Genomic DNA, 25,882 nt, shown 5'->3' with positions numbered 1-25,882 from the left:
AGGATGGAAGAAGGGCACCCCGCCCTCGCGTATGCATCGCACTCCCTGATGAGCAAACAAATCTTTTACGATCCGCAACGCAAACGCTGGAAGCGTCTTCGGGTCGCCTTTGACTCGCTCGCCCTGGGCGGTCTCATTCTCGGAATCATCTTTCTCGTCGGGCTCATCCGCATGCAGCCTCTGCCGGAGCTTTTGCTGTCCGCGCACAAGCGCAACTACCGGACGCTGGCGAACCAGCAAAACCTGAAGGGCCTCAAGTTCCGCCGGTCAGCCCACCGCAAGACCGATCTCAAGCCCGCCGACGTTCCCCTGAACTCCGGCGAAGGACTCCGCGCGGCCTACTACGTCGAGGACGATCCCGCCAGTTTCTCCTCCCTTCGTCAACACATCAGCCAGATCGATCTGCTCTTTCCCGAATGGCTGCATGTCGTCTCGCCCGATGGAGCCCTGACCGGCTTCTCTCTTGACAATCGTCCATACCCAATCGTGAACAAAGGCCGCATCGCGCCGGTGGATCACGACGGCAAAATCGGCGATCTCATCTCGTCCAGTCACGTCAATCTCGATGTCTTCCCGCTTGTAAACAACTACGACCCGGTCAAAGGCGTCTTCATGCCCGAGATCGGTCAGTTCCTCTCGAGCGAAACCGCTCGCGCCAACTTCATCCATCAGGTCGATCAGCTGCTCGCCGCCAACCCCACGTACCGCGGCCTTTCCGTTGACCTCGAAGAGATTCCTCTCGAAGCGCAGCCAGGCTTCAAGGCTCTCATCGCTGCCCTGTACGACGATTTTCATCCCCGCAACCTTCGCGTCTACGTCAACGTTCCCGCGCACGACGAAGACTTCGACATGAAGTTCCTCGCCGACCACTCCGACGGTCTGCTGTTGATGAACTACGACGAGCACGAGACCGGCAGCGGGCCCGGACCCATCGCCTCGCAGGACTGGTTCATCGACAACCTCAAATGGGCTCTGAAGGTCGTTCCGAAGGACAAGATCATCTGCGCCATCGGAAGCTACGGCTATGACTGGACCACGACGTCTCCGACCGTTCGGAAGAGAGGCAAAAAAAATGTCCCGAGCGTCCCGGAGAAGGTCCTCTCCGTAACCAGTATCTCGACACAGCAGGCATGGCAGCAGGCCTACGACTCCCACTCCCACATCGATCTGGACGACGACTCGCTCAACGTCCACTTCGCCTACGATGACGACGACGCCCATGTGCGTCACTACGTCTGGTTTCTCGACGCCGTCACCGTTATGAATGAGATGCGTGCAGCCCGCGCGCTGGGCATCCAGACGATTGCGCTCTGGCGTCTGGGACAGGAGGACAACTCTCTCTGGAAGATCTGGGACGCCCCGCTTCACGCCGATCCCGCCAAAGACCTGGCCCAGGTTCCGCCAGGCTACGACATCGATACCGAAGGGGAAGGCGACGTCCTGCGCATCACACGAAAGCCTCAGGATGGCTCGCGCGACCTCACCATGGATGACGACGATTCCGTCCCTTCGCAGTACCGCATGGTGCTGCAGGAATCGATGGAGTCCTACCCGCTCTCGTACACCGTGACGCAGTACGGTTACAACCCCAAAAAGGTAGCGATCTCGTTTGACGACGGTCCCGATGCCGAATGGACCCCAAAGATTCTCGATGTCCTGAAGCAGTACAACGTGAAGGGTGTCTTCCTCATGATCGGCGAGGAGGCGGAGAAGAACGTCGGCATCATGCAGCGCGTCTACCGCGAGGGTCATGAGATAGGCAACCACAGCTTCACTCATCCCGATATCGCCGAGATCTCCAAGGGGCAGGTCGATCTCGAGCTGAACCTCACCGAGCGCCTCTTCGCTTCGAAGATCGGCGTGCAGCCGCTCTACTTCCGTCCTCCCTACTCCATCGACCAGGAGCCCGACACCAACGATCAGGCTGCTCCCGTCGAACGCATCCAGAGCCGCGGCTACGTCATCCTCGGAAACAAGATCGATACCAACGACTGGAATGAAACCCCGCGCAAGACTCCGCAGGAGATCACCGACGACGTCTTTGCCCAGATCTCCGAGATGGACAAGCGCCCCTGGACACGCGGCTCCATCATCCTCATGCATGATGGGGGCGGAGATCGCGCCGCCACCGTCGCCGCACTGCCGATGCTCATCACCACGCTGCGCGAGCGCGGGTACCAGATCGTTCCCGTCTCCGAGCTGATCGGCAAAACCCGTGCCCAGGTCATGCCTCCGCTCACCCCGCACCAGCGCTGGCAGGCCCGCGCCGACTCCATCACCTTCTTCCTCTTCGGCTTCTTCAACAACTTCGTCGTCAGCCTCTTCTTTGTCGGCGACATCCTGATGAGCGCGCGGCTCATCCTCATCGGCATCTTCGCCGTCATCGACCGCCTCCGTACGCGCAAAAACTTCGCCGCGCCCGACTATGCTCCGCGCGTCGCCGTCCTCATTCCCGCCTATAACGAAGAGAAGGTCATCGTCCGCACCATCCGGTCGGTGATGATGTCCAACTACAAAAATCTCCGCATCATCGTCATCGACGACGGTTCAACCGACCGCACCTTCGAGGTCGCCCGCGACGCATACCCCGCCGATATCGCCGCCGGTCGCCTGACGGTGCTTACAAAGCCCAACGGCGGCAAGGCCGAGGCGCTCAACTTCGCCCTCAACCACACCGACGAGGAGATCTACATCGGCATCGACGCCGATGGCGTCATCGCCCACGACGCCATCACCCGCCTCGTCTGCCACTTCGCCAACCCGAAGATCGGCGCCGTCGCCGGCAACGCCAAGGTCGGCAATCGCGTGAACCTCTGGACCCGCTGGCAGGCACTCGAGTACATCACCTCGCAGAACTTCGAGCGCCGCGCCCTCGACCTCTTCGACGTCGTCATGGTCGTCCCCGGAGCCATCGGTGCCTGGCGCACCTCTACCGTGCGCGCCGGCGGAGGCTATCACCCCGACACCGTGGCCGAAGATGCCGACCTCACCATGAACGTGCTCGAGCAGGGCTACTCCGTCATCTACGAGGACCAGGCTCTCGCCTTCACCGAGGCTCCCGTCGACATGGACGGCCTCATGCGCCAGCGCTTCCGCTGGTCCTTCGGAATCCTTCAGGCCATCTTCAAACACCGCGGGGCCATCACGAAACATCGCGCCATGGGCCTCTTCGCGCTGCCCAACATCCTCATCTTCCAGATTCTGCTGCCGCTGGTCTCACCCCTGATCGACCTGATGTTCGTCGCCGGTGTGGTCCACTACTTCATCGACAAGCACTTCCACCCCGACACTACGTCAACCGCCAGCTTCCATAAGCTGCTCCTCTTCTTCCTTGCCTTCCTCGTCATCGATTTCCTCACCTCGGCCCTCGCCTTCGCGCTCGAGCGCAAACATCCCGCCAGCCGCGGCGACGCCTGGCTGCTCGTTCACATCTGGATCCAGCGCTTCACTTATCGCCAGGTCTTTTCGATCGTTCTGTTCAAGACGATTAAGCGTGCGATCGACGGCAAACCGTTCAGCTGGGACAAGCTCGAACGCACCGCGAAGATGTCCAAACAAACCGAGGCACTCGCCGAACACCAGTAAAGGGATTGCTCCATCACTACGATGCAGACCCACTTTATCTACGACCGGCCCCTGCGTTATGTGCATTCGTGCGTTTTGACCGAACCTCGTTATACCGGCAAAGAACGGGATACAGAAAGTGGACTCGATTACTTCGGGGCCAGATTCTACGGTTCGTCGATGGGTAGGTTCATGTCGCCCGACTGGAGCGCCAAAGTTGCGCCTGTACCGTATGCAAAGCTGGGCGATCCGCAGAGCCTGAATCTGTATGCCTATGTTGGGAACAATCCGCTTTCGAAATTCGATCCGGACGGGCACGTTGGAAAGTGCGAAGGCGACACGGCTCAATGTGGAGCTGATTTAGCTAAGCTAGTGCCGGGAACAAAGGTTGGGGCAGACGGCACAGTCATCAAGGCTGGACTGCTACAACGAATCTGGAATCATCTCGACGGTAACGGAGCGGGCACGTCCTTAGTCTCTTCCATCGTGAACACTTCGACGGTAATCCATATCTCAACCGATCCGGGAAGCCGAAACGGAAGCACTGCCGGGGACGCTGCGAATGTCTTCATAAAATACGACCCGACGGGAAGCACCAATCAGGCTCGAACAGGGCCGGGAAACAGCGCGATTGCCGCCGCAGATGAGCCGGGGCAGGTGACTCTTGGTCATGAGCTGATTCATGCGACCCACATCGCTAACGGCACAATCGATTACGGCTTAGGAGTCCACTCGTTCTCCGATCCCACTGGCAACTATCAAGAGCGTTGGCGAACCGAGGAATTCCGAACCGTTGGTTTTCAATGGTTCACGCAGCCAGGCGACATCACGGAGCAGAAGTTGAGACATCCGTTCGGCTTAAACGATAGGGCGACATATACCAACCCGGACAACTGGACTCCGCAGCCATGAAAACCCTAGTTCTACTTCTGCTCTTTGCATCGGCGTTGCGGATGTCGCCCCAAGGCGCATCCGCTTCGCAATCAACTCACATCGCTGAGGGAAAGTGCCAGTCCATGAATGCAAGCCTTGAAGTGAGTCTTCAGCGGGTCGAGGGGGAGAGCGCAGGGCAAGCGTTCAAGATCGTAGTCCGCAACGTCTCCGGCGAGGATGTGTACGTTGTCACAGATCCTAAGAGAACCGACGGCAGCAGTGGTCCGTACTGGTATCCCGATCCCAAAAACGAGAGGGTGCTTATAGCGGGGTTCGCCCTCTACGAACCTTCCCGCGATATCTTCTTCGACCATGATGATGCGTCCGCCAGACTGACGCTTTTGCATCCATCGGAGAGCTACTCAGCTCAGATCACGGCCACGCTCCCCATCCGAGAGACGGTGCCGCCGTATCGGGTGCATAATGTCCCCCGTGTCTTCGTTGCTTCCCAAATATCCGGGATGAAGGCCGAAGTCGGATACTTCCCCAGCTCTGACGAGCTGCGTAAGCTAGTCGCGTCGAAGCCACATGGGACAATGACCGGTGCAGACTTCGTTGCGTATGGAAACTCGTCGCGCTCAATCGCATCTTTTCAGTGCATCGCCTCCAGCCCTGTACTCGCCTTCGCTCCCGCTGCGACCACGTTGCTTCACGAGTCGGGCCATGCCGCTCCGACAAAGCCGCAGTGACCTAGAGGCTACCGGCCACGCTCGGAGTTCGTCCGGCTGGGTGGCCCACATCTAACCCACCACAAATCGGGTGCCCATCTTCGCCGCAGCTTCATCGCGGCTAAGGTGGGGCGGGTGGCCCATACATCCGAACCAACCCATTCTTCGGGTGCCCCATTCATGCGGTTTCATCGCATGAGTGGGCCATTCGAGCCAAGCTCGAACCGCCTCTGGGTACGCCAGGCCTTAAGGTTTGGCCTTCTTCCAGAAGGCACTACAAAAAGGGGCGTCAGGGCGGGTGGCCCACATTTGGAATCGGTTACCATCTTCGCCGAAAGCCTCATCGCGGCTAAGGTGGGTCATTGAGCGAAAGCGCGACCGGAATACCATCCTCCAGTCGTCTGCAGCATTTGGATTGGGCCTGTTGTTTCCGCGAGGAGCCCTTCGTGAAACCCGGTCACCAGCAGTGTCAAGAGAAAAACGCTGTAACATTATATAAATCAGTAACTTGCATGTGCCGAATCGATCCCCCGAACCTGCTAGACTTGAATCAGATGAAAAAGAGTGTCAAAGATCCGGCCCACGCCGGGTCTTTTCCTTTAAGCCATTTATTTTGAAGACCTTGCACTAATATCCTCCGAATTCAAAGGAGATTCAGATCACGGTCCAAAGCTAAGTCTTTATGTTAGAATATTTTACGCGAATTAACCGGGATTGGGAGGCATGTAACGCATCGCCCGCCCAGCGGAGCTAGAATGAACTGTTATGGCAACCGCTGATCTCACCTCCGCCGCCCCCTCGCGCACCGCAGAGACCCCCTTCGTCAACGAGCCTTTCATCGACTTCAACGACGCCGAAAACAAGCGGGCGATGAAGCAGGCTCTTGCCGATGTCGAAACCCAGCTCGGACGGGAGTACGACCTGGTCATCGGCGGCCGCCGCCTGAAGACCGACGGCAAGATCGTTTCGATCAACCCGGCACGCCCGACCCAGATCGTCGGAATTCACCAGCGCGCCGAAGCCGAGCTTGCAGGGAAAGCCGTCGCCGCCGCGCTCGCCGCCTTCCCTGCCTGGAGCCGGACCCCCGCGACCGAGCGCGCTGCTCTTCTCTTCCTGGCTGCCGACCTGATTCGAGAGCGCAAGTTCGAGTTCTGCGCCTGGCTCACCTTCGAGGTCGGAAAGAACTGGGGCGAGGCCGACGCCGACGTAGGCGAGACCATCGACTTTCTCGAGTTTTATGGCCGCGAAGCGCTCAAGCTGGACGCCGCGACCACGCCCATCCAGTTCCCCGGCGAGCACAACCAGCTCCGCTACATCCCGCTCGGCGTCGGAGCCGTCATCCCGCCCTGGAACTTTCCCTTCGCCATCATGGCCGGAATGACCGCAGCAGCGATTGTCTGCGGCAATACCGTCATCCTGAAGCCCTCGGTCGATGCTCCCACCATCGCCGCGCACTTCGTGAGCCTGCTGGAAGAGGCCGGCCTCCCCGATGGGGTCGTGAACCTCTGCCAGGGCGAGGGCCCCGGCTTCGGCTCCGCTGTCGTCGCGCATCCCCAGACCCGCTTCATCGCCTTCACCGGATCGAAGGCGGTCGGGCTTGAGATTCATGAGAGCGCCGCCCGCACCCAACCCGGACAGAAGTTCATCAAACGCACCATCCTCGAGATGGGCGGCAAGGACGCAATCATTGTCGCGGGTGATGCAGATCTCGATGCCGCGATTGAAGGCGTCGTCGCGAGCGCCTTTGGCTTCAATGGCCAAAAGTGCTCCGCCTGCTCGCGCGCCATCGTCGACGCCAGCATCTACGACACCTTCTGCGACCGGCTCCAGGCCCGTGTCGATCAGATCAAAACGGGAGATCCCGCGGAGAACGTCTACACCGGTCCCGTCATCAGTCCGAAGGCGTACAAGAAGGTTCTCGACTCCATCGAGATCGGCAAGGACGAGGGCAGGCTGCTCAATGGCGGCATAACCATTGAAACGCCCGACGGTGGTTACTACATCTCGCCGACCGTCATCGCCGATGTCAGCCCGACTGCTCGCATCGCCCAGGAGGAGATCTTCGGGCCGGTGCTGGCGGTAATCAAATCGCAGAGCTTCGACGAAGCGCTGGCGATCGCCAACAACACCGAGTATGGGCTCACCGGATCGGTCTACTCTTCTTCACGCGAAAAACTTGATCGCGCCCGCGAGGAGTTCCACGTGGGCAACCTGTACTTCAACCGCAAGTGCACCGGTGCGATGGTGGGAGCTCACCCTTTCGGCGGCTTCAACATGAGCGGAACCGACTCCAAGGCCGGCGGTCCGGACTACCTTCTGCTCTTCACCCAGGCAAAGAGCATCGGTGAAAAGATCGGCCACGCCAGCCCGGAGATCGAAAAGCAGACTGAGCAGGGGCTTTGATGAAAGCGCAGGCAAATACAGAAAAGACCCACTCGAGAGCGGACCTTTTCTGTATTTGCAGCCGTTCAGGCGGTCAAGCGGTCTTCATTTCAATCAGGTTTCCAGCCTTGGCCGCCGCTTCGGCGAGCACACGATGATGAATCGTGAACAGTGCCAGCTCCAGCCGATCCGAGACTCCGGTCTTGTCATAGATTCCACGCAGGTAGTTCTTGATCACCTGCTCCTTGGTTCCGAGCTGCAGGGCGATCTCCTTGTTCTTGCAGCCCTGCACAATCAGAGCCACGATCTGCATCTCCTTGGGTGTCAACCTGTCGCGAACCCGGGTGCCGACGCTGTCGGTTGAGTGGATCGCCGTGACGTTCGCCCGCTGCATGTACCTCTGGCCACGGGCCACCCGCCGAACCCCGTCGACAAGGTCGATTCCCCCAATGTTGCGGCATACGACTCCGTCGACCAGCGAGAGGATCTCATCGGGAACCTGTTCGGTGTTCTCGGCGATCAGGATGACGCGGCTGCCCATGATTCTGGCTCGTTCCGTCAGCGCCTGCGCCTCGGGGTGAAGACTTGAAGCTACCAGAAGGATTGCTCCACGAAGGCTCTCGAGTGCGCTCCACATCTTGGGAAGGTCCTCGCACTGGGCGACGATTCGCATGTCTTCCTCGAGCGCCAGAACCCGTGCGGCGCCGGCTCTGAAGATGACCTGGTTATCGGCGAGAATAATACGGTTCATAGGTTTCTCCTGCGATGGGGTCTTATGCCCCGTGTTCTTCTCATCGGCGCTTCCGCGTCCGCTAACCGCTGTGTCTTCAATTCGGACAAACTGCTCTGCTGGTCCGTGGCCATCCTGGATGGGGCGATCCTCTCCGAGATTTAGAAGCGAGATCCCTTTTTCTGAATCCAGGGCATACCTGACTTAATCAAATCACAGGTGGGGTGTGCATTGTCACCGGTCCGCGAAGTATAACAAGGGTATGCCGAAGCCAATTTTGCTAGCCATCGACGATGACACCAGCGTGCTTGAGGCAGTGGTGCAGGATCTCCGTCGCCATTATGGCCAGGATTACCGGATCGTCCGAGCGGCCTCAGGCGGAGCAGCCCTCGATATCTGCCGCCAGCTGAAGGAACGCAACGACACCGTAGCCCTCTTCCTCTCCGACCAGCGCATGCCCGGAATGACCGGTGTCGACTTCCTGCAACAGGCGCTCTGCATCTACCCCGACGCCAAACGTGTTCTGCTGACGGCGTACGCCGACACCGAAGCCGCCATCCGCGCCATCAACTCTGCCAAGATCCACTATTACCTCAACAAGCCCTGGGATCCCCCCGAAGAGAAGCTCTATCCGGTCCTGGACGATCTTCTTGAAGCCTGGAAGCAGGGATACAAGCCTCCATTCGAAGGGATCCGTGTGGTGGGGATGCGGTGGTCGGCAAAGGACCACGCGGTGCGAGACTTCCTCTCGCGCAACCGTATTCCCTACATCTGGCTGAACCCCGAACAGAATGCCGACGCACTGGCCCTTCTGAAGGAGAAGGGCGCGGACGATGGCAAGCTCCCCGTGGTCCTTTTCGGAGATGGAACGGCACTCGTGCAGCCCTCCTCGACGGATCTGGCGGCAAAGCTGGGCATGCCGACCCAGGCGCAGCAGAAGTTCTACGACATTGTCGTCGTCGGCGCGGGCCCGGCTGGCTTGGCTGCGGGAGTATACGGCGCCTCCGAAGGACTCCGCACGCTTATCGTCGAGCCCAATGCTCCGGGCGGTCAGGCGGGCTCGAGCTCGAAGATCGAAAACTACCTCGGCTTTCCTTCCGGCCTGAGCGGCGAAGAGCTGGCAAAGCGGGCCTTTCTGCAGGCGACGCGGCTTGGAGCCGAGTTTCTACTGCAGCGGGTTACCTGCATCCGGTCCGAAAACAACTACCAGATTGTCGTCATGAACGATGGGCAGGAGATTACCTGCCATGTCTGCCTGGTTGCCACCGGGGTCGATTACTGCATGCTGGACGTTCCAGGCGCGGAGCAGTACAGCGGTGCAGGCGTTTACTACGGCGCTGCGCTGAGCGAGGCGATGGGCTGCGCAAATGAGACCGTGTACATCGTAGGGGGAGCCAACTCCGCCGGACAGGCTGCGATGCACTTCTCCCGCTACGCCGATAAGGTACACATGGTCGTCCGTGCGGAGTCGCTGGCCAAGAGTATGTCGAAGTACCTGATCGACCAGATCGAGGCCACGCCCAACATCATTGTCGAAACGAAGACGGAGATCGTGTCCATGTCGGGCAACGATCACCTGGAGTATCTGACTCTCCGTACACCGCGAGGCGAGGAAGGACGCGAGACCAGCTCCCTGTTCATCTTCATCGGCGCGGCGCCGAAGACCGACTGGCTTCCGCAACAGGTCGCATGCGACAACAAGGGTTTCATCCTCGCAGGCCCGGATCTGAAGACCAGGTCTCCTGGAAGCTGGAAGCTCGAACGGGAGCCTTATCTGCTGGAGACCAGCGTACCGGGCATCTTTGTCGCCGGCGACGTTCGATACAACTCGGTCAAGCGGTGCGCCTCCGCAGTCGGAGAAGGGTCGATCGCGATCCAGTTCGTTCACCAATACCTTGCAACACTCTGAAAGGTCTGATTCCACCACAGCCATGAGCCAACAAACCCCAGTCGTCCAACAGCCTGCCGCAGCGCCCATCAGCGATGCTCTCTTTGCGAAGTTGAGAACAACGTCGATCTTTTCCTCTCTCAAAGAGGAGGAGTTGCGCTGCTTGAAGGGTCTGGAGGAGATCCAGCTCAAAAAAGGCGACCTTCTGGTGCGCCAGGGAGAGGTTGCTCACAACTTCTGGGTTCTGCTTGAAGGCAGCGTGCTGCTCTCGCAGACCATGCCGGACGGGCGCGAGATGGAGGTTACCTCGATTCCCAGCGGAAACGCCTTTGGCGAGCTTCCGCTTCTCGCGAATATCCCCAACGCGATTAACATGCGGGCGGAGGATTCCTGCCACCTGGTGCAGCTCAACGAAGAGGGCTTCTGGAGCCTGATGACCACGTGTCCGGATGTGCGCAAGGCTATTTTGGGGAACATGGCCAAACGCTTCCAGAGGATGCAGAGCGCGACGATTCAGCAGGAGAAGATGGCTTCGCTGGGCACACTTGCTGCCGGGCTGATGCATGAGCTGAATAACCCGGGCACTGCGGCTCGCAGGGCGGCTTCGCAGCTTCGCGCGAATTTAATGCGGATGCACGAGCTCTCCGCCAAGTTCAGCAAGATCGACTTGAGCCGGGAGCAGAAGGAATGCCTCCACGATCTGCAGGAGCATACGCTGCAGGCGAGGCAGCCCATCGTGATGAACTCGCTCGAGCAGAGCGATGCCGAAGAGGCGCTGGCCGAATGGATGGAGGGGGCAAACATCGAAAATGCATGGAAGATGGCTCCCACGCTGGTCTCGATTGGGCTGAAGGCAGAGGACCTTGAATGCGCCCGGTCGGAGTTTCCCGGTTCGACCCTCTCCGATGCGCTGAACTGGCTGGAAGCCATGGCTTCGAGCATGCAGCTGGTAGCAACGATCGAGGAGAGCATCGGTCGGGTCTCCGACCTGGTGATGGCGGTCAAGTCGTATGCGTACGAGGGCAAAGGCTTGAAACAGTCGGTCGATATCAACAGCAGCATTCATGCAACGCTGGTGATCCTGAGCCACAAGATGCGCGAAAAGGAGATCACGGTCGAGAAGGACTTTGCCGCCGACCTTCCTCCCCTTCAAAGCGAGTGCACCGGCCTGAACCAGATCTGGACCAATCTTCTGGACAACTCCATCGACGCGGTAGGTCCGCATGGAAAGATCAGCGTGAAGACCTGGGCGGAGAAGTCTCCCACCAACGACCAGCGCACCGACATCTGCATTCGCATTGCCGATGACGGCAGCGGAATCCCGCTCGACAGCCAGGCACACATCTTCGACACGTTTTATACGACCAAGCCGGTGGGCGTCGGCACTGGACTGGGGCTTGGGATCGTCCACCGCATCGTGGATCAGTACGGCGGCATTATCCGCTTCTCCTCGGTTCCCGGCAGCACGGAGTTTATCGTTCGTCTGCCGGCACAGGCCCCGCAGTCCGCCTGAAGGCGCGAACTCTCCGGGAGCGTCATCGTATGATGAACGCAAGGAGACATCAAGGTGCCGCTCACCCCTTTTCATATCGCCTTCCCGGTTAATGATCTTGACGCAGCACGTTCTTTCTACGGTGGCCTTCTGGGTTGCCCTGAAGGGCGAAGCTCCGCGCAGTGGATCGATTTTGATCTCTTCGGCCACCAGATCGTTGCCCATCTGAAGCCCTCCGCAGAGGAGAAGCAGCATCACAATCCAGTGGATGGTCACGATGTCCCGGTTCCGCACTTCGGCGTGGTGCTCTCCATGCAGGTCTGGGAGGCGCTGGCCGAGAGGCTGCAGTCTGCAAAGATCCGCTTCGTCATCGAGCCTTATATCCGGTTCAAGGGAGAGGTTGGCGAGCAGGCGACGATGTTCTTTCTTGACCCTGCAGGAAATGCCCTTGAGTTCAAGGCATTTGCCGACATGGGACAGCTGTTCGCGAAATAGCGAAGGTCCAGGGCCGGTCCGCAACGCGGATGCTGTGGTACGCACTAAAATGGTCGAGGAAATGAAGGTTGCACTTGAACGTTTTGCCACACTGACCACTCTTTTGCCTAAGAGATAACCCAGCCGGACCCTGTCGTCCGGATCCGCAAGGGAGCTTATTCTGATGTCGAATCGCCCGACGCGCCGCCGCTTCATCGCAACCTCCGCCGCCGCGGCCGCAGTGATTTCGCAACACAAGGCCCTTGCGCTGCCGTGGCAGGAGCCGATAACTCCCGACGACCCGACTCCCTACAAGCTGTTCTTCGATCAGCCGGCGGAAACCTGGCAGGACTCGCTTCCCGTGGGCAATGGCAGGCTGGGAGCCTGCGTCTTCGGTCAACCGGGCAAGGACCGAATCCAGCTCAATGAAGAGTCCATCTGGGATGGTGAACTGCGGGACCGCAATAATCCCCTGGCGGGCGAGACCGTGCAAAAGATGCGCCAGCTGCTCTTCGCCGGACAGGTGGCGGAAGCGGAAGCACTGGTGTTGACCGACTTCATCTCCGTTCCTCGCCGCCTTCCCTGTTATCAGACCCTGGGCGATCTGCATCTGGACTTCGGTCCAATGGAGGGCGTCACCGACTACCGTCTGGAATTGAATCTCGACACGGCGATAGCCGCGACGACCTTTGCCCATAATGGAGTGCGGTATCGGCGAGAGGTTTTCAGCTCGGCGCCCGACCAGGTCATCGTGATCCGGCTGACGTCGGACAAGATCGGCAAGATCAGCTTTGCGGCTACGCTCGACCGCCCAGCCAACTTCGAGACAGATGCGCTGGCGCAGAATCGGCTGAAGATCTTCGGTGAGGCGCTTCCTGTAAACGACGATCCAGGATTGCCGGTCAAGGAACGCCAGGTCGGAATTCGCTACTATGCGGAGCTGCTGGCCGTCTCGACCGATGGCATCACCTCGACGAAGAGCAATACACTCACCGTCACGAATGCGACCGCCATCACACTGTTTCTTGATTGCGCTACAAACTATCGATATCCGGCAGGGGACGCGATCATGCGCCAGGCGGTCGTCAGGAATATTCTTGCCGCGGCCTCGCGACCCTATGCCGAGCTGCGCATGCGGCACATCGTCGATCATCAGAGACTGTTCCGGCGTTCGGCGATCGTACTGGGGGATGCAGAGGACGCGAATGCCGCAGTTGCCACGGACAAGCGGCTTCAGAAGATCAAGGCAGGCGGCGAAGACCTGGGCCTGCTGGGGATCTACTTTCAGTTCGGCCGCTACATGCTGATCTCGAGCTCCCGGCCGGGAAACTTCGCGGCAAATCTCCAGGGAATCTGGAATGAATCCGTCGACCCGCCATGGGGATCGAAGTACACGATCAATATCAACATTCAGATGATCTACTGGCTGGCCGAACGCGGGAACCTCTCGGACCTGCACGCGCCGTTGTTTGACCTGATCGATCGCACCCGGAATCCGGGATACGTCACCGCGCAGAAGTACTATGGCGCGGGCGGCTATGTCGTCCATCACAACACCGATATCTGGGGGGACTCCTCACCGGTCGATGGGCTTGGCGGCGGGGTATGGCCCATGGGAGCTGCCTGGTTGTCGCTGCACCTGTGGGATCACTTCGATTACACCGGCAACATCTCCTTCCTTCGGGACAGGGCTTATCCCCGCCTGCGCGAGAATGCCCTGTTTCTTCTCGACTACCTGGTGACGGACCCGAAGACCGAGCGCATGGTGACGGGACCATCCTGCTCTCCGGAGAATAAGTACAAGTTGCCGGACGGGTCGGCGCACAACGTCTGCATGGCTCCGACGATGGACATCGAGATCGTGCGGGCAGTTCTCACGCGCCTGCTGCAGGCGGCCTCCGTCCTCGCTGCTTCCCCCAACTGGGACGCCACGACGGATGCGGAGCTACACAATCGCGCCCGGCTGGCTCTCATCAAACTGCCTTCCTTTCAGATTGGCAAAGCGGGAAATCTCCAGGAGTGGCAACAGGATTATGCGGAGAATGAACCGGGCCATCGCCATATTTCGCATCTGTTCGCACTCTTCCCGGACGACCAGATCACGCCTCAGCGAACCCCCGATCTTGCTCGGGCGGCGAGGGTAACGCTGGACCGCAGGCTTGTGAACGGCGGGGGCAGCACGGGATGGTCGAGGGCCTGGATTCTCTGCTGCATGGCGCGTCTTCACGATGGCGATGCCGCTTACACCAGCCTGTTGCGGCTGCTGTCAGACTCAACCCGCGGCAACATGTTCGATGTGTGTGGTACGAAGGCGGATTCTCCGTTCCAGCTTGACGGCAATATCGGTGGCTCGACCGGAATGATCGAGATGCTGCTGCAGTCCCATGCCAGCGGAGGAAGCAATGAGGTTGCCCAGATGCGCGGAATGGAATCGGCGGCCAATGTAATTCGTCTGCTGCCCGCCCTGCCCAAGGCATGGCCGAACGGATCTTTCCGTGGCCTGCGCGCCAGGGGCGGTCTGGAGATCGATCTTCAATGGCAGAATGGAAAGGCAACCCAGGCGACACTCAAGGCGCACCTCGATCTGACCCATCACATTCTTGCACCCAAGGGACAGCGGATCGCCTCTGTCTCGCCCCAGACGACGGAACCGATCCCCGGCACAGGACCGGACGAGCTGGTCCTGCCGGTGAAGGCCGGGGAGAGTTTTACGGTTCACTTCTCGTAAGAATCAGGGCCGTACCTGTTTTGTACCTCCGTTGGACCGTATGAAAACGAGCAGATCGGCGGTGAATCGCTCCGGCCGCTCCCAGTGCAGCGCATGGCCTGTCTCCGGATAGTCTTTGAGCAGGGCCTGTGGGATGTTTTTGAGGAGAGTCTCCTGATCCTCGCGGTGAAAGATGGAGTCTTTCTCTCCCCAGAACAAGAGCGTCGGAACCCGAATCTTCTTCAACTGGTCGAGAGAGTCTCCGGTACTGATGCTCGCACCAAGGCCGTGCCAGGTGGCTGCCGGTACACGCTGTGCCTCTCCCACCATCATCTCGAAGAACCATGCAGGAACCGGATAGTAGATTGTGCTTGCCTGGAAGTCGCGCGCGAAGGTGTACGGAACCGGGTCGGTCAGCCTGGCGAAGGGACTGGTGATCTCTTCTTCCGAAGATCCGGCCCGGTGCGTGCCAGGACCGGAGCCGATCAACACCAACCGGTCGAGGTGCCCGGTGTCCTGCTCTGCGACCTTCTGGGCGACAAAGCTTCCGAGCGAGTGGCCGACCAGTGTCGCGTGCTGAATATGCAATTGATCGAGAAAGTCGAGGATATCCCCGGCGAAGTCGGCGCGGGAGTAGCCGGAGTCAGGATGGTCCGACAGGCCATGACCGCGTAACGTAACCGCATAGACACGATAGCTCGCAGGAAGAAGCGGGAAGACACGAGCGTAAGAGTGCCATGAGTCTCCCGCTCCATGAAGCATCACGATTACAGGACCCTTCGGATCGCCCTGAACCGCGTAGTTCAGAGTGATGCCGTTCTTGAGCTTGATGACCTGCGAAGAGATGCGATCGTCGGGCCGCACCTCCGTGCGGGACTGGGCACTCAGCGAGCACGAAACCACAAACAAGGCGAAGAAAGAGATGAATTCACGCCGTGGGCGGGAAATATCCAATCGCTGCATAGGAGACCTTCCGTGTGGAGATTAGATCTTGCACAGCATGGAAACCACCGGGTATATATGTCCGGCAGGGGTTTGTCTCATCGATAACGCCACTCTACACCATCGACCGGCGCACGCAGGTGGACAGGCAGAGCGGCGAGCCAGGAGGGGACGTGAACCGGAAGACCGCACGAACGCTGCTGACGATCATGATGTACGCAGGCGTTGGAATCTTCCTGTTGCCCTATGCGGTCGGCAAGGCCTCGACGGCTCCTCTTCTCATGCTGTTGGGTGGGATCATCGCCGTAGTCTGTGGACTGCTGCGCTGCTATCTGACTGAAGACGAATAAACCGCGCATCGAAGCAGCCTGCAGTCTCATCTATGCTGGCATAAGGAGATTTGCGGATGAATGCAGCCGTCGTCGAGAGTTATACCCAGCCTCCACGTTACATGTCCTTCGCCGACCCAACGCCACAACAGGGCGAGCGTATCGTGAGAGTCACAGCCGCCGGCCTGCATCCCATCGTGAGGTCATTAGCAAATGGCACTCATTACGGCAGCACGGGCCAGTTTCCCTTTGTCGCGGGCGTGGACGGCGTCGGCAAGCTCGAGGATGGCACCTCCGTCTACTTCGGAGCAGCGCGTCCTCCATTCGGAACGTTCTCTGAACTGTCTGTCGCTGGAGATGCTCTTTTAGGTCCCGTTCCCAAAGAACTGGATGACGCGACGGCGGCCGCGATCGCAAACCCGGGAATGTCATCCTGGGTAGCCCTTAAAGCGCGCGCCCAGTTCAAGTCCGGCGAGAGCGTCCTGGTACTGGGTGCGACGGGATCCGCAGGCCGGCTGGCCATCCAGATTGCCAAGCGGCTGGGGGCACGCCACGTTATCGCGATGGCCAGGCATGTGGACGGCGATGAATTGAAGGCACTCGGTGCGGACTCGGTCCTCTCCTTGAGCCAGGATCGTGACGCAGCAATTGCCGCACTGCGTGAGGAATGGAGTAACAGCGGAGTGGATGTGGTGCTCGATTATCTCTGGGGTCAGCCCGCCGAGCTGGTCTTCGAGGCGATCGCGCGCAAGGGACTCAGCCATTCGGCTCCGCGAGTCCGCTTTATCCAGATTGGAGGAAGCGCGGGACCCTCCGTATCCCTTCCCGCAGCCACGCTTCGCAGTTCGGGTCTTGAGATTCTGGGCAGCGGCTTCGGCAGCGCGTCGATGGAACGAATTCGGGAGGCCATCGGTGAGTTTTTCGCGACTGCGGCGAAACAACCTTTCAAGGTAGAGATTCGGACGGCCCCTCTACGCGATGTAGAAGGCCGGTGGAACGCCTCAAACGAAGGCGCTCGACTGGTCTTTCAACCCTGAGCCGTTGCGGGGAGCCGCGGTCTACCTTGGCGCTGACTCGGAGGACGCGGCAGGGCTCGCTATCGTCGCGATCTGGGCCGGCTTCAAGACACGATATCCGTCGCGAGTGCGAATACGGTACTTCTTCGCGTTTTCGCCGATCAGCTGTACGTTGATGGTCCTCCATCCACGATTCGGGTTCGGTTGCGGATAGTAGCTCAGCGAGTAGAGGTGGGCCAGGTCTTCGCGGATGGAGGAAAAGGCATCCTTTTCATCTTTCCAGCTCTTCGCGAAGTAGGCCTTGCCCCCAGTTGCCTTGCTCATGCGTTCGAAGACGGCTGTAGATACGGGTTCTGCCTGAGCGTCGCGTGTACTGACCATATAGATGATGGTGCCGGTCGACTGCGCAAGCTCTGCAACGTCCTCGGGGGGAACCAGGCTCGCATTATCGGGGCCATTGGAAAACACGACAATGGCTTTGCGGCCTGTAAACTGCGCCGCATCCTTCACCGTCATCAAGAGGCAGTTGTAGAGCGCGGCGTCGTCTCCCGCTACTGTGCTGCGCACGCCACGCAGCACCGTCGAGCGGTCGCCTGTAAGCTGGACCCCGCGAGAGAGATCGCGGCTATAGGAGTAGAAGGCGAGGCGGGAGACACCTTCGAGCGAACGGATGAAGTCGGCGATCGCATCCTGGGCAAAGACAAAACCGCGATACATGTAATTGCTCGTATCGAAGAGAATAAAGACGTTGGCCCCGGTAATGGAAGGGATGGATACGGCAGAGGAATCGGCACCTTCCGCGGGTTGCATGACGGCCTGCTGTTTCATTTTGCCATCGGGCCCGCTCAGTACCAGGCGGCGTGTGGGCTCATTGCCCTCCTCGAAGGTTGCGATCTTCTCCGGGATCTTGTCCTCGGTGATCGCAAAATCTTCCGGCTTGAGGCCGCTGATGTAGTTCCCTTTGCGGTCAGTCACCGCAACATTCAACTGCACCAGAACCACATTGACCAGAATCCGGGAGTCATCCTGGGCGGCGGTCTTTCGTCCACCCCCAAGCACCAGCAACGAGGACATCAACAAAACTGAGAGAAGAGACTTCTTCACCGTACTCCTCCAATCGGGGTCTCCTGCGGCTGTCCACCAGGAGCCTGTAACGATCCAGCCGTTGCCGCCATCGGCAAGGGCGCAACCTTTCCCTGACGAAACTCCTCCCCGGCCTCCTGCATGGCTCGGTGCAGCGCCGGCCAGTCTTCAAGATCTGTGGCGAAGATCTTCGCGGTCATACGACGGGTAAGCTCTGGAACCAGCCGGTTCAAAGTCGCCGGCTGGTATCCCTTCTCATCTGCCAGACTGGCCCAGTACAGGTTGCTTGATTCCCACGACTCGCCGAAGAGCCGGCTCGACTCTCCACCGAAAGACGGAAATGGCTTCACATAAAGCAGCTTCGGGGCATAGCTGCGTGCGAGCACAGGATGGGGAACACCAAAGTCGCGGGAGAGCCGCTCGACGGAGGTGTCTGCTGGGTACTGTGCGGCAAGGGCATCCAGCTGCTGCATGTGCGATCCGGCAACAGCTGCACGGCCCGGATATCTGCGGCGAAACTCCGCAGCCAGATAGAAGGTGTCCGCTGGCATGGTCTGGGCGAGCACGGCAATGGCGTCCTCATTGTTCGCCAGAGCTTTATCAAGCGTCTCGAGACGTTGCGGTGCCATGCGATCCGCGAGAATCTGTGTGACCTGCGCACGGAGAGCGGGATCCTTTTCCGACGAAAGCAGCAACTCTTCGCCGGAACGCAGGTAGAGCGTTACAGCGTGGAGCTCCTGTGGGCTTACGCTCCACCAACGCGGGACTGTTGCACTGACCAGGAGGTCCGGAACCAGTTCCTTCCAGATGAGCGCCTGCACATTTTCAGGCGCGATGAAGTCCTGCTCGGTCGCCGCCAGCGCATAAGGAAGATCGGCAAGCGACCCCATGAGGTAGGCTCCTCCCCCCGCCGGAGTTCCGACGCCCATCAACTCCGGAGCCAGCCACGAGCGTTCCTCCGCTACCACCGAGAGACCCGAGAAGTCGTGTGCGCGCACAAAGAGGGAGTTGTTATGCAGTACCTGAGCTCCCGGTGGCTCGTAGTACGCGTAGTTCAACCCCACCAGAGCATCGCGCAGGAAGGGCGTCAATTGTCCCCTGGCAGCTTCCAGCTGCACCTTTGTGCCTGGCCCCTTGATCACTTTCGTTAGGTCGGTCTTGATCTGCAACTCGGCGTGATGCGTGGAGTAAACACCCGGGGCCCAGGAGATCTTTTCACTATTGGTGAAGATAGGCCGCGGCATCTCGAATTCGTGCAGCTCTCCTGCAAGGCCAAGCATGTTTGCCGGTGCAGCCGATCCCTGCGCCATCGAAGCCAGACCGTCGCTCAGCGAGAAGAGAGTGTTCAGCGAGACAAGTCTCTGGTCCTCGAACACATTTCGGATACGACCCGCGATCTCGTCTCTCGTCTGCTGCCCCTCCAGCGTCTGTTGTGGCGGCCCGGCCATTAAGGCGATTAACGCCTCCTGGGAGAGATTCTGTGCACCGGTAGCCCGGACTACATCTGCCAGCGAAGATCGCGCGGCATCGAAGAGCTGCATGGACGAGGTGATCTTTGCAAACGAGCCTACGGTATTCATCCAGGACGCATTGAGCTCGCTGACGGGAATCTCTTCCTGGCGTGCGAGAATCTGCCAGATACCGATATTCGCCTGGAAGGCTCCCACAGTGTTGCCGCGCAACGCGGCATTGGAGATGTCGCCGATGGATTCGGCCACATTGATAAAGCGAGCGATCGATTCGTCGGTCAGCTCAGGAAATTCGGAAAACAGAAGATACCATGTGCCAAACTTCTGAAAGCGTGCCGCAAGCAGGCGCGCGGCTTCGGGCGACAACTTCCGCCCCGCTGGCCGACGAGCGTCAATCTCGCTGAGGGTCAGATAGGTCTGCAGAGGGCCTGTGTCAGAGTCCAGCCGCGAAATTGAAGCCATCGCCTCCAGAAGCTGCTCAGGATCGTTCCAGTTGCGGGCATGCTTGCCCCAGGTGCGTACCACTTTGAAATCGGACTTCTGCGCGAGCTTCTCCTTCCAGACGTCAAGCCCCCCAGGAACGTGAGGTTTCCCGTCCGGATCCCATTCAACGCGTGTAAAGAGCACCAGGAGCCCCGGAGCCTTGCGGAACACGCTGGCCGTAGAGGCGGGTTCGAGTTGCGGCGAGCGGAAGGCCTCGTAGACATGCCTCATACGTGCCGGTTCCGTGAGATGCTCCTGTTGGGTCTGGCTCACGCGGGACAACGCGTCGTAATAGGCTGCGAGCCAGCCGTTATCTTTCGAGATCAGGTGCATGACAAACTCACCCGGGTTCTCCGGACTGGCACCGGCAAGGTCCTTCCATACGGGCTCCGCTCTGCTCCCTCCTGGCACCATCACCCGGCCTGAACGAATCGAAATCTGGCTTCCGTAGAAGTCCAGCACGGGAGCGAAGGCCGACATCTTCCATAGGCCGGGAGACTTCGCCAGCGCGAGGTTGGTCTCATCGTCATTACGCGACAGGGCCCAGTAAAGCCGTGCAATCCCAGGATCGCGAATCAGAAGATCGATCAGATTGGCAGCCGACCGCTTGCGATTGAGCGCCATCCAGTCGGATTCTTTCAGCAACACTGGAACTCGGGCAGACGGGAAGGGATAATGGAATTCCACCCCCTTCTGAAGCGACTCCTCAAGCGTGATCAATGGAAACCCCGAGTCGATCGTTAGAAAGGCACGGTCCGGATCCGAAGTCGCGAGGGTGAGGTTCTTTTCGTGGCAGTTGCCAACGACGCGATAGCCGAGGATCTGGATCAGGGTGCCGACATCGGCGCAACCCATAACATTGATCGTTCCGCTGGAGCCCGCGAGAATCTGCAGTTCCCGGGCCTGTTGGACGTAACGGTCCAGCAGGATCAGGAATTCGGTTGGCTTTTGCTGGCTGTACCCCTGCATGAAGACGTTTCGCGAGAGCAACGGCAGAACTTCGTCCGCCGGGATCTTCTGGCTGATTCCGGCCATTCGCAAAAACGACCGTAGTGGGCCGGGAATCACGACACCGTCTGCCGCTCGTGATACGGAACGACCGCCAGGCGTTGTTCTCGATAGCCTCCGCGGAGAGGCTGAGGAAGAGTTCTGCGTCCAGCCTGTCAGCGGACAGACCAGCAGACACAGGAGACCGAAGGAAAGGAGCGCAGGCCGCTGAGGAAGAAACTTCATCGCAGACACCTCAATCCAGAACCCTGAAACAAGCGACTGCTCACGTCTGCAGGCAGCATGCCTTAGAAAGGCGGGCCGGGGCGCTTGCTATAACGGCAACGTCATCGCGCTCCGGTTTCTAGCTGCCACTCGTGAATGTGTGTCTCTCGGTTCACATTGTCGGACAACTATATACATTGAGCCCAATCTGCACCAGTGTTTTCCGCCGGGGAACCGTAAAGGAAATGTAAAAAACTTCTCCGCAAGGAGAAACGCTGGTCCGATAGGATGCCATCTTCCCACAAGAGGCACACTTGGCTCGGCAACAACTTTTTTTCTAAGGTCGCTCTACCAGGATGATGTCCAGAAAACGGGGGCCGTGAACCCCCTTGATGCGGGTCATCTCGATGTCCGCCGTTGCAGATGGCCCCGCAAAGAAGGTGGTCGGCAAGGTCGACGTGGCAGCAAGACGATCAAGCGCCTCCGGAACCGTCTCAACCACATCCTCAACTCGAACAAGACAAAGGTGGTAGTCCGGAATCAGGGATACCGCCCGTCTGCCCTGTCCCGCTACACCTTGCAAAACCACAGATCCCGTGAGGGCGATCGCACATGTCGAAGCGGTCATGACACCTTCGAAACCATCCATCTCCGCCGAAGACGCGCCTTCATCCACAACGAAATCAAATCCCTCGGGCAGCCAGGTCTGCTCCATCCCTGGCGGGATCACTATCTTTCGCTTGCCTCGTTCGCTCAGCATCTTCCCAACGGTCAAGGCGATATCCGGGGCGGTAACACGGACCACATTCGCGTCGTAGTCGCGCAGGCGATCCTCCAGAAGGTCCAGGATCTCTTCGCGCGAGCGGGTTGCCGCCCGTCGATAGTTGCGCTCGATCGCATTCCACTGTCGGCTGGCCCTCTCGCCATCGGCTGCTCCGCCGTTGGCTGCGCGAATCCTCCGAAGTATCTCGGCGCGTGCGGACGAAGAATCGACAACTCCCCATATCTCACCTGCCACGGCTCCCCCTCTTCTCCCACCACTCCCGGAAGGTCTCCTTCGGCATCTCCTTGAGATCCCTCACCTGGGTCCAGCCGCCGAGCAGCCCCGGCAGCCAGCCGATCCAGCCCTCTCCGTTTCCGTCCTTGTGAACCAGCGGCGTCTCGGCGAACCGGCCAAGCCGCTGCGCGGCGCGGAACCTGCGCTCGGATCGGAAGATCGCTCCCGCAGTCTTCATCGCAAGTGCTTCCGGATTCAGAGCTCCCTTCTGCTTCACCACCTTGTTGCGCAGGTGAATCAGCACCTCGGGAATGTTGATCTTGACCGGGCAGACCTCGTAGCAAGCTCCGCAAAGCGAGGAAGCGTAAGGCAGCGACTGCGCGTAGTGAAGCTGTTGCAGCTGCGGCGTGAGGATCGCTCCGATCGGGCCCGCGTAAACCGAGCCGTAGGCGTGTCCCCCCGTCTGCCGGTAGACGGGACAGGCATTCTGGCAGGCGCCGCAGCGGATGCAGTTCAGCGTCTGCCTTCCCTCCGGGTCTGCGAGAACTTCGGTTCGCGCATTGTCCATTAGGACAACATGAAAGTTTCGCGGTCCGTCCCCCTCGTGCACTCCCGTCCAGATGGAGTTGTACGGGTTCATCCGCTCGCCCGTGGCAGATCGCGGCAGAAGCTGCAGCATCACCTCCAGATCCTGGAAACGCGGAAGAACCTTGTCGATTCCGGCGATCGTAATCAGCGTATCCGGCAGGGTGAGGCACATTCTCCCGTTGCCTTCGCTCTCCACAATGCACACGCCGCCAGTCTCGGCGATCAGGAAGTTCGCTCCGCTGACGGCCGTCTTCACCCGCAGAAACTTCTCGCGCAGAAATCTCCGTGCCGCGTCCGCAAGATCCTGCGGCTTCTCGCCCAGTTCCGGCAGATGCATCTCCCGCTGGAAGATCTCTCGAATCTGCTGACGGTTCTTGTGCAGCGCAGGGACGACGATGTGTGAAGGCTGGTCGTGTCCAAGCTGGATAATCAACTCCGCCAGGTCTGTCTCGTAGGCCTTGATACCAGCAGCCTCGAGCGAGACGTTCAAGTGGATCTCCTCTGTAGTCATCGACTTGATCTTGATGACCTCCGAAGAGCCGCTTGCCTTCACCAGCTCTGTGACGATGCGCTTGGCCTCTTCACCGTCACGTGCCCAGTGGACCTGTCCTCCCGCCTTGATGCACTTGCGCTCAAACTCTTCCAGGTAATAGGCGAGATTCGCCATCGCATGCTCGCGAATCTGTCTCCCGGTCTCGCGAAGCTGCTGCCAGTCCGGCATCTCGCCTACGACACGCGCACGCTTGTTCTGAATGACTTCGGTCGCGTGACGGACGTTCTTCCTCAATTGCGTGTCGCCGAGCGTCGCCCGGGCTGCGATCGGGAACGTGGGAGAGGTCTTGGGGTCGAGTGCGGTATCCGCTGTGCTCACAGGACCTCCCCTTCGCTGCCGGCCAGAATCTCGGCCAGATGCACGGTCCTGACGCCGGTACGCTGACGATGCAAGGCCCCCTGAATATGCATCAGGCAGCTGTTGTCGCAGGCGGTGCAGGCTTCCGCCCTTGTATTCAACACGGCCGTCGTCTTCTCGGCCAGCATCGCGCTTGAGACATCGGCGTTCTTCACGGCGAAGGTTCCGCCGAAGCCGCAGCACTGCTCCATGTTCTCAATCTCGACGAGGTCGATTCCCTTCACCGCCCGGAGCAGGCTCAGCGGACCGTCTCCCAACCCGAGGTTGCGCAACCCATGGCAGCTGGCGTGATAGGTCACGCGATGGGGGTAGTACGCGCCAACATCCTGAAGTCCAAGGCATTTGGTCAGGAACTCCGAAAACTCGTACACACGCGGAAGAAGCTCAGACACCTGCGCGATCAATCTGGCATCGCCGATCTCCTCCGCCATCTTCGGGTAATGGTCGCGAATCATCGCCACGCAGCTTGACGAGGGAACCACGACCACCTCGGCATGTCGAAACTGCTCAACGAAACGTCCCACCAACGGAAGGGCCTCGGCCTGATAGCCTGTATTCCAGTGCATCTGCCCGCAACAGGTCTGGCCTGCGGGAAAATCCACCGCATGACCCAGCCGCTCCAGCACCTTGACGACGGCCTTACCCGTCTCAGGAAACAGGGTGTCGTTATAACAGGTAATGAACAGGGAGACTTGCAGGACCTACCTCCGGTTGCAGTGCCAATACACTCTATTCAATAGAGAGTTTATTTCCAGATACAATAGTACGCGCTCCCAGGGAGCCCTTCTTTATCATTTCGCAAATCGGAGACTTCGTGGGACCAAATCCTTTCGTCGGCGTTATCTTCCATTGGATAGGCGGGTTCGCCTCCGCGACCAACTTCATTCCGTTCCGTGCCATCAAGCGCTGGTCATGGGAGATCTATTGGCTCATCCAGGGCTTCGCCGCGTGGATCGTAGCCCCTCTCCTGCTCGCGTGGATCTTCGTTCCCAATCTCTCCACCGTGCTTCACACGGCCTATCAGCAGGACCCATCCAGCATCCACTACGCCATCCTGTGGGGAGTTCTCTGGGGCATGGGAGGCCTTACCTTCGGCCTCGCCATCCGTTATCTCGGGATCGCCCTCGGTTATGCCATCGCGCTCGGTCTCTGCACCGCCTTCGGAACCCTTATCCCGCCCATCTACAGCGGCGAGATGTCGTCCATCCTGCATGAGCACTCGGGCCAGATCATTCTCGTGGGCGTAGCCGTCTGCTTGATCGCCGTGGCGGTTAATGGAGCGGCCGGCCTCTCCAAGGAGCGCGAGGTGACGCCGGAAGAAAAGGCCGAAGCCGGGGAAACGGACTACAACTTCAGCAAAGGTCTCTCCGTCGCCGTCTTTGCGGGCATCATGAGCTCCTTCTTCGCCTTCGGCCTCAAGGCGGGAGCACCCCTTGCCGCCATCGCCAAGCAACAGCTTCTGGCCCATAACCGGCTCGATCTCTGGCAGAATCTTCCGGTCCTGATCGTAGTTCTCTGGGGCGGCTTCCTTACCAACTTCGTCTGGTCGGTCATCCTGATCATCAAGAACAGCTCAGCCAAACAGTTTCTCGGCGAACCAGGCCTGAACCCCATGCGGGCCACTCATGCCTCCGGAGACACGATGGTTGACTTCGATCCGCTCGACCCCTCGACTTACGACCGCCTGTCGCCGCGCACCCTTACGGCCAACTACCTCTTTGCGGGCATGGCTGGAGTTATCTGGTACTTCCAGTTCTTCTTCTACTCCATGGGGCAGACCAAGATGGGCAAGTACGACTTCTCCTCCTGGACCCTGCACATGGCTTCGATCATCATCTTCGCCACCCTCTGGGGCCTTGCCCTCAAGGAATGGCGCGGAACCAGCATGCGCACCAAGGTGTTGGTCACGCTGGGACTTCTGCTGCTGATCGTCTCGACCGTCATCGTGGGATACGGAAACTACCTCAAAGCAGCGGAGGTGGCAGGCTCTACAGCCTTGCTACGTTAGTCTTGTT

The 25,882-nt window shown here is 59.5% G+C and carries 18 protein-coding genes; 11 read left to right on the top strand and 7 right to left on the bottom strand.

Annotation, left to right across the window (positions count from 1 at the left end):
- Positions 1–48 precede the first annotated feature (48 nt).
- The 4 genes from BDD14_RS21915 to pruA all read left to right on the top strand — a co-directional run bounded on the left by BDD14_RS21915 (position 49) and on the right by pruA (position 7,568).
- Positions 49–3,585 (top strand): glycosyltransferase, encoded by a 3,537-nt coding sequence (locus tag BDD14_RS21915; protein ID WP_130421247.1) that lies wholly within the window; start codon positions 49–51, stop codon positions 3,583–3,585.
- A gap of 21 nt (positions 3,586–3,606) precedes the next feature.
- Positions 3,607–4,476 carry an RHS repeat-associated core domain-containing protein gene (locus BDD14_RS21910; RefSeq protein WP_130421245.1) on the top strand — a complete coding sequence of 290 codons (870 nt, stop codon included), beginning with the start codon at positions 3,607–3,609 and terminating at the stop codon, positions 4,474–4,476.
- Positions 4,477–4,580: 104 nt separating this feature from the next.
- A complete protein-coding gene (locus tag BDD14_RS21905; protein ID WP_130421243.1) occupies positions 4,581–5,186 on the top strand; it encodes a hypothetical protein in 606 nt (201 codons plus the stop codon).
- Between the two features lie 744 nt (positions 5,187–5,930).
- Positions 5,931–7,568, top strand: a complete 1,638-nt coding sequence (gene pruA / locus BDD14_RS21900) for an L-glutamate gamma-semialdehyde dehydrogenase (protein WP_130421241.1) — start codon at positions 5,931–5,933, stop codon at positions 7,566–7,568.
- Between the two features lie 73 nt (positions 7,569–7,641).
- Here the strand turns inward: pruA and BDD14_RS21895 are convergent, their stop codons facing one another.
- On the bottom strand, positions 7,642–8,298 hold the full coding sequence (locus BDD14_RS21895; protein ID WP_130421239.1) for a response regulator transcription factor: 657 nt from the start codon (positions 8,296–8,298) through the stop codon (positions 7,642–7,644).
- A gap of 241 nt (positions 8,299–8,539) precedes the next feature.
- Here BDD14_RS21895 and BDD14_RS21890 point away from each other — a divergent pair, with 241 nt between their 5' ends.
- The 4 genes from BDD14_RS21890 (at position 8,540) to BDD14_RS21875 (ending at position 14,859) form a co-directional block, all read left to right on the top strand.
- The gene (locus BDD14_RS21890; protein WP_130421237.1) at positions 8,540–10,186 is read left to right on the top strand and encodes a response regulator; all 1,647 of its coding nucleotides are present in this window, start codon (positions 8,540–8,542) and stop codon (positions 10,184–10,186) included.
- 22 nt (positions 10,187–10,208) lie between these two features.
- On the top strand, positions 10,209–11,678 hold the full coding sequence (locus tag BDD14_RS21885) for an ATP-binding protein (protein WP_130421235.1): 1,470 nt from the start codon (positions 10,209–10,211) through the stop codon (positions 11,676–11,678).
- 54 nt (positions 11,679–11,732) lie between these two features.
- Positions 11,733–12,152 (top strand): VOC family protein, encoded by a 420-nt coding sequence (locus BDD14_RS21880; RefSeq protein ID WP_130421233.1) that lies wholly within the window; start codon positions 11,733–11,735, stop codon positions 12,150–12,152.
- Between the two features lie 163 nt (positions 12,153–12,315).
- Positions 12,316–14,859, top strand: coding sequence for a glycoside hydrolase family 95 protein (locus tag BDD14_RS21875; protein WP_130421231.1), 2,544 nt, complete (start codon positions 12,316–12,318; stop codon positions 14,857–14,859).
- Between the two features lie 3 nt (positions 14,860–14,862).
- Here the strand turns inward: BDD14_RS21875 and BDD14_RS21870 are convergent, their stop codons facing one another.
- Entirely contained in the window at positions 14,863–15,801 is a 939-nt protein-coding gene (locus BDD14_RS21870; RefSeq protein WP_130421229.1) for an alpha/beta fold hydrolase, read from the bottom strand.
- A 14-nt stretch (positions 15,802–15,815) separates the two neighbouring features.
- Between BDD14_RS21870 and BDD14_RS21865 the strand changes: the two genes are divergently transcribed.
- Together BDD14_RS21865 and BDD14_RS21860 are read left to right on the top strand one after the other, a co-directional pair.
- The gene (locus tag BDD14_RS21865) at positions 15,816–16,130 is read left to right on the top strand and encodes a hypothetical protein (protein ID WP_130421227.1); all 315 of its coding nucleotides are present in this window, start codon (positions 15,816–15,818) and stop codon (positions 16,128–16,130) included.
- Positions 16,131–16,186: 56 nt separating this feature from the next.
- Positions 16,187–17,146: a quinone oxidoreductase family protein gene (locus tag BDD14_RS21860; RefSeq protein ID WP_130421225.1), complete on the top strand. Its 960-nt coding sequence runs from the start codon at positions 16,187–16,189 to the stop codon at positions 17,144–17,146.
- A 21-nt stretch (positions 17,147–17,167) separates the two neighbouring features.
- Here BDD14_RS21860 and BDD14_RS21855 read toward each other — a convergent pair whose 3' ends face one another.
- The 5 genes from BDD14_RS21855 to BDD14_RS21835 all read right to left on the bottom strand — a co-directional run bounded on the left by BDD14_RS21855 (position 17,168) and on the right by BDD14_RS21835 (position 24,565).
- On the bottom strand, positions 17,168–18,229 hold the full coding sequence (locus BDD14_RS21855) for a VWA domain-containing protein (protein WP_130421223.1): 1,062 nt from the start codon (positions 18,227–18,229) through the stop codon (positions 17,168–17,170).
- Positions 18,226–21,393, bottom strand: coding sequence for a hypothetical protein (locus tag BDD14_RS21850; protein WP_207231790.1), 3,168 nt, complete (start codon positions 21,391–21,393; stop codon positions 18,226–18,228). The genes BDD14_RS21855 and BDD14_RS21850 overlap by 4 nt, the downstream gene beginning before the upstream one ends.
- A 316-nt stretch (positions 21,394–21,709) precedes the next feature.
- Entirely contained in the window at positions 21,710–22,390 is a 681-nt protein-coding gene (locus BDD14_RS21845) for a LutC/YkgG family protein (RefSeq protein ID WP_130421221.1), read from the bottom strand.
- Positions 22,380–23,828 carry a LutB/LldF family L-lactate oxidation iron-sulfur protein gene (locus tag BDD14_RS21840; RefSeq protein ID WP_130421219.1) on the bottom strand — a complete coding sequence of 483 codons (1,449 nt, stop codon included), beginning with the start codon at positions 23,826–23,828 and terminating at the stop codon, positions 22,380–22,382. Before BDD14_RS21840 ends, BDD14_RS21845 begins: the two co-directional genes overlap by 11 nt.
- A complete protein-coding gene (locus tag BDD14_RS21835; protein ID WP_130421217.1) occupies positions 23,825–24,565 on the bottom strand; it encodes a (Fe-S)-binding protein in 741 nt (246 codons plus the stop codon). Before BDD14_RS21835 ends, BDD14_RS21840 begins: the two co-directional genes overlap by 4 nt.
- Before the next feature lie 116 nt (positions 24,566–24,681).
- Between BDD14_RS21835 and BDD14_RS21830 the strand changes: the two genes are divergently transcribed.
- On the top strand, positions 24,682–25,875 hold the full coding sequence (locus BDD14_RS21830; protein WP_130421215.1) for an L-rhamnose/proton symporter RhaT: 1,194 nt from the start codon (positions 24,682–24,684) through the stop codon (positions 25,873–25,875).
- Positions 25,876–25,882 lie beyond the last annotated feature (7 nt).

This window comes from Edaphobacter modestus, assembly GCF_004217555.1.
Taxonomy (GTDB): Bacteria; Acidobacteriota; Terriglobia; order Terriglobales; family Acidobacteriaceae; genus Edaphobacter; species Edaphobacter modestus.
This window is presented reverse-complemented; position numbering and strand designations above follow the sequence as displayed.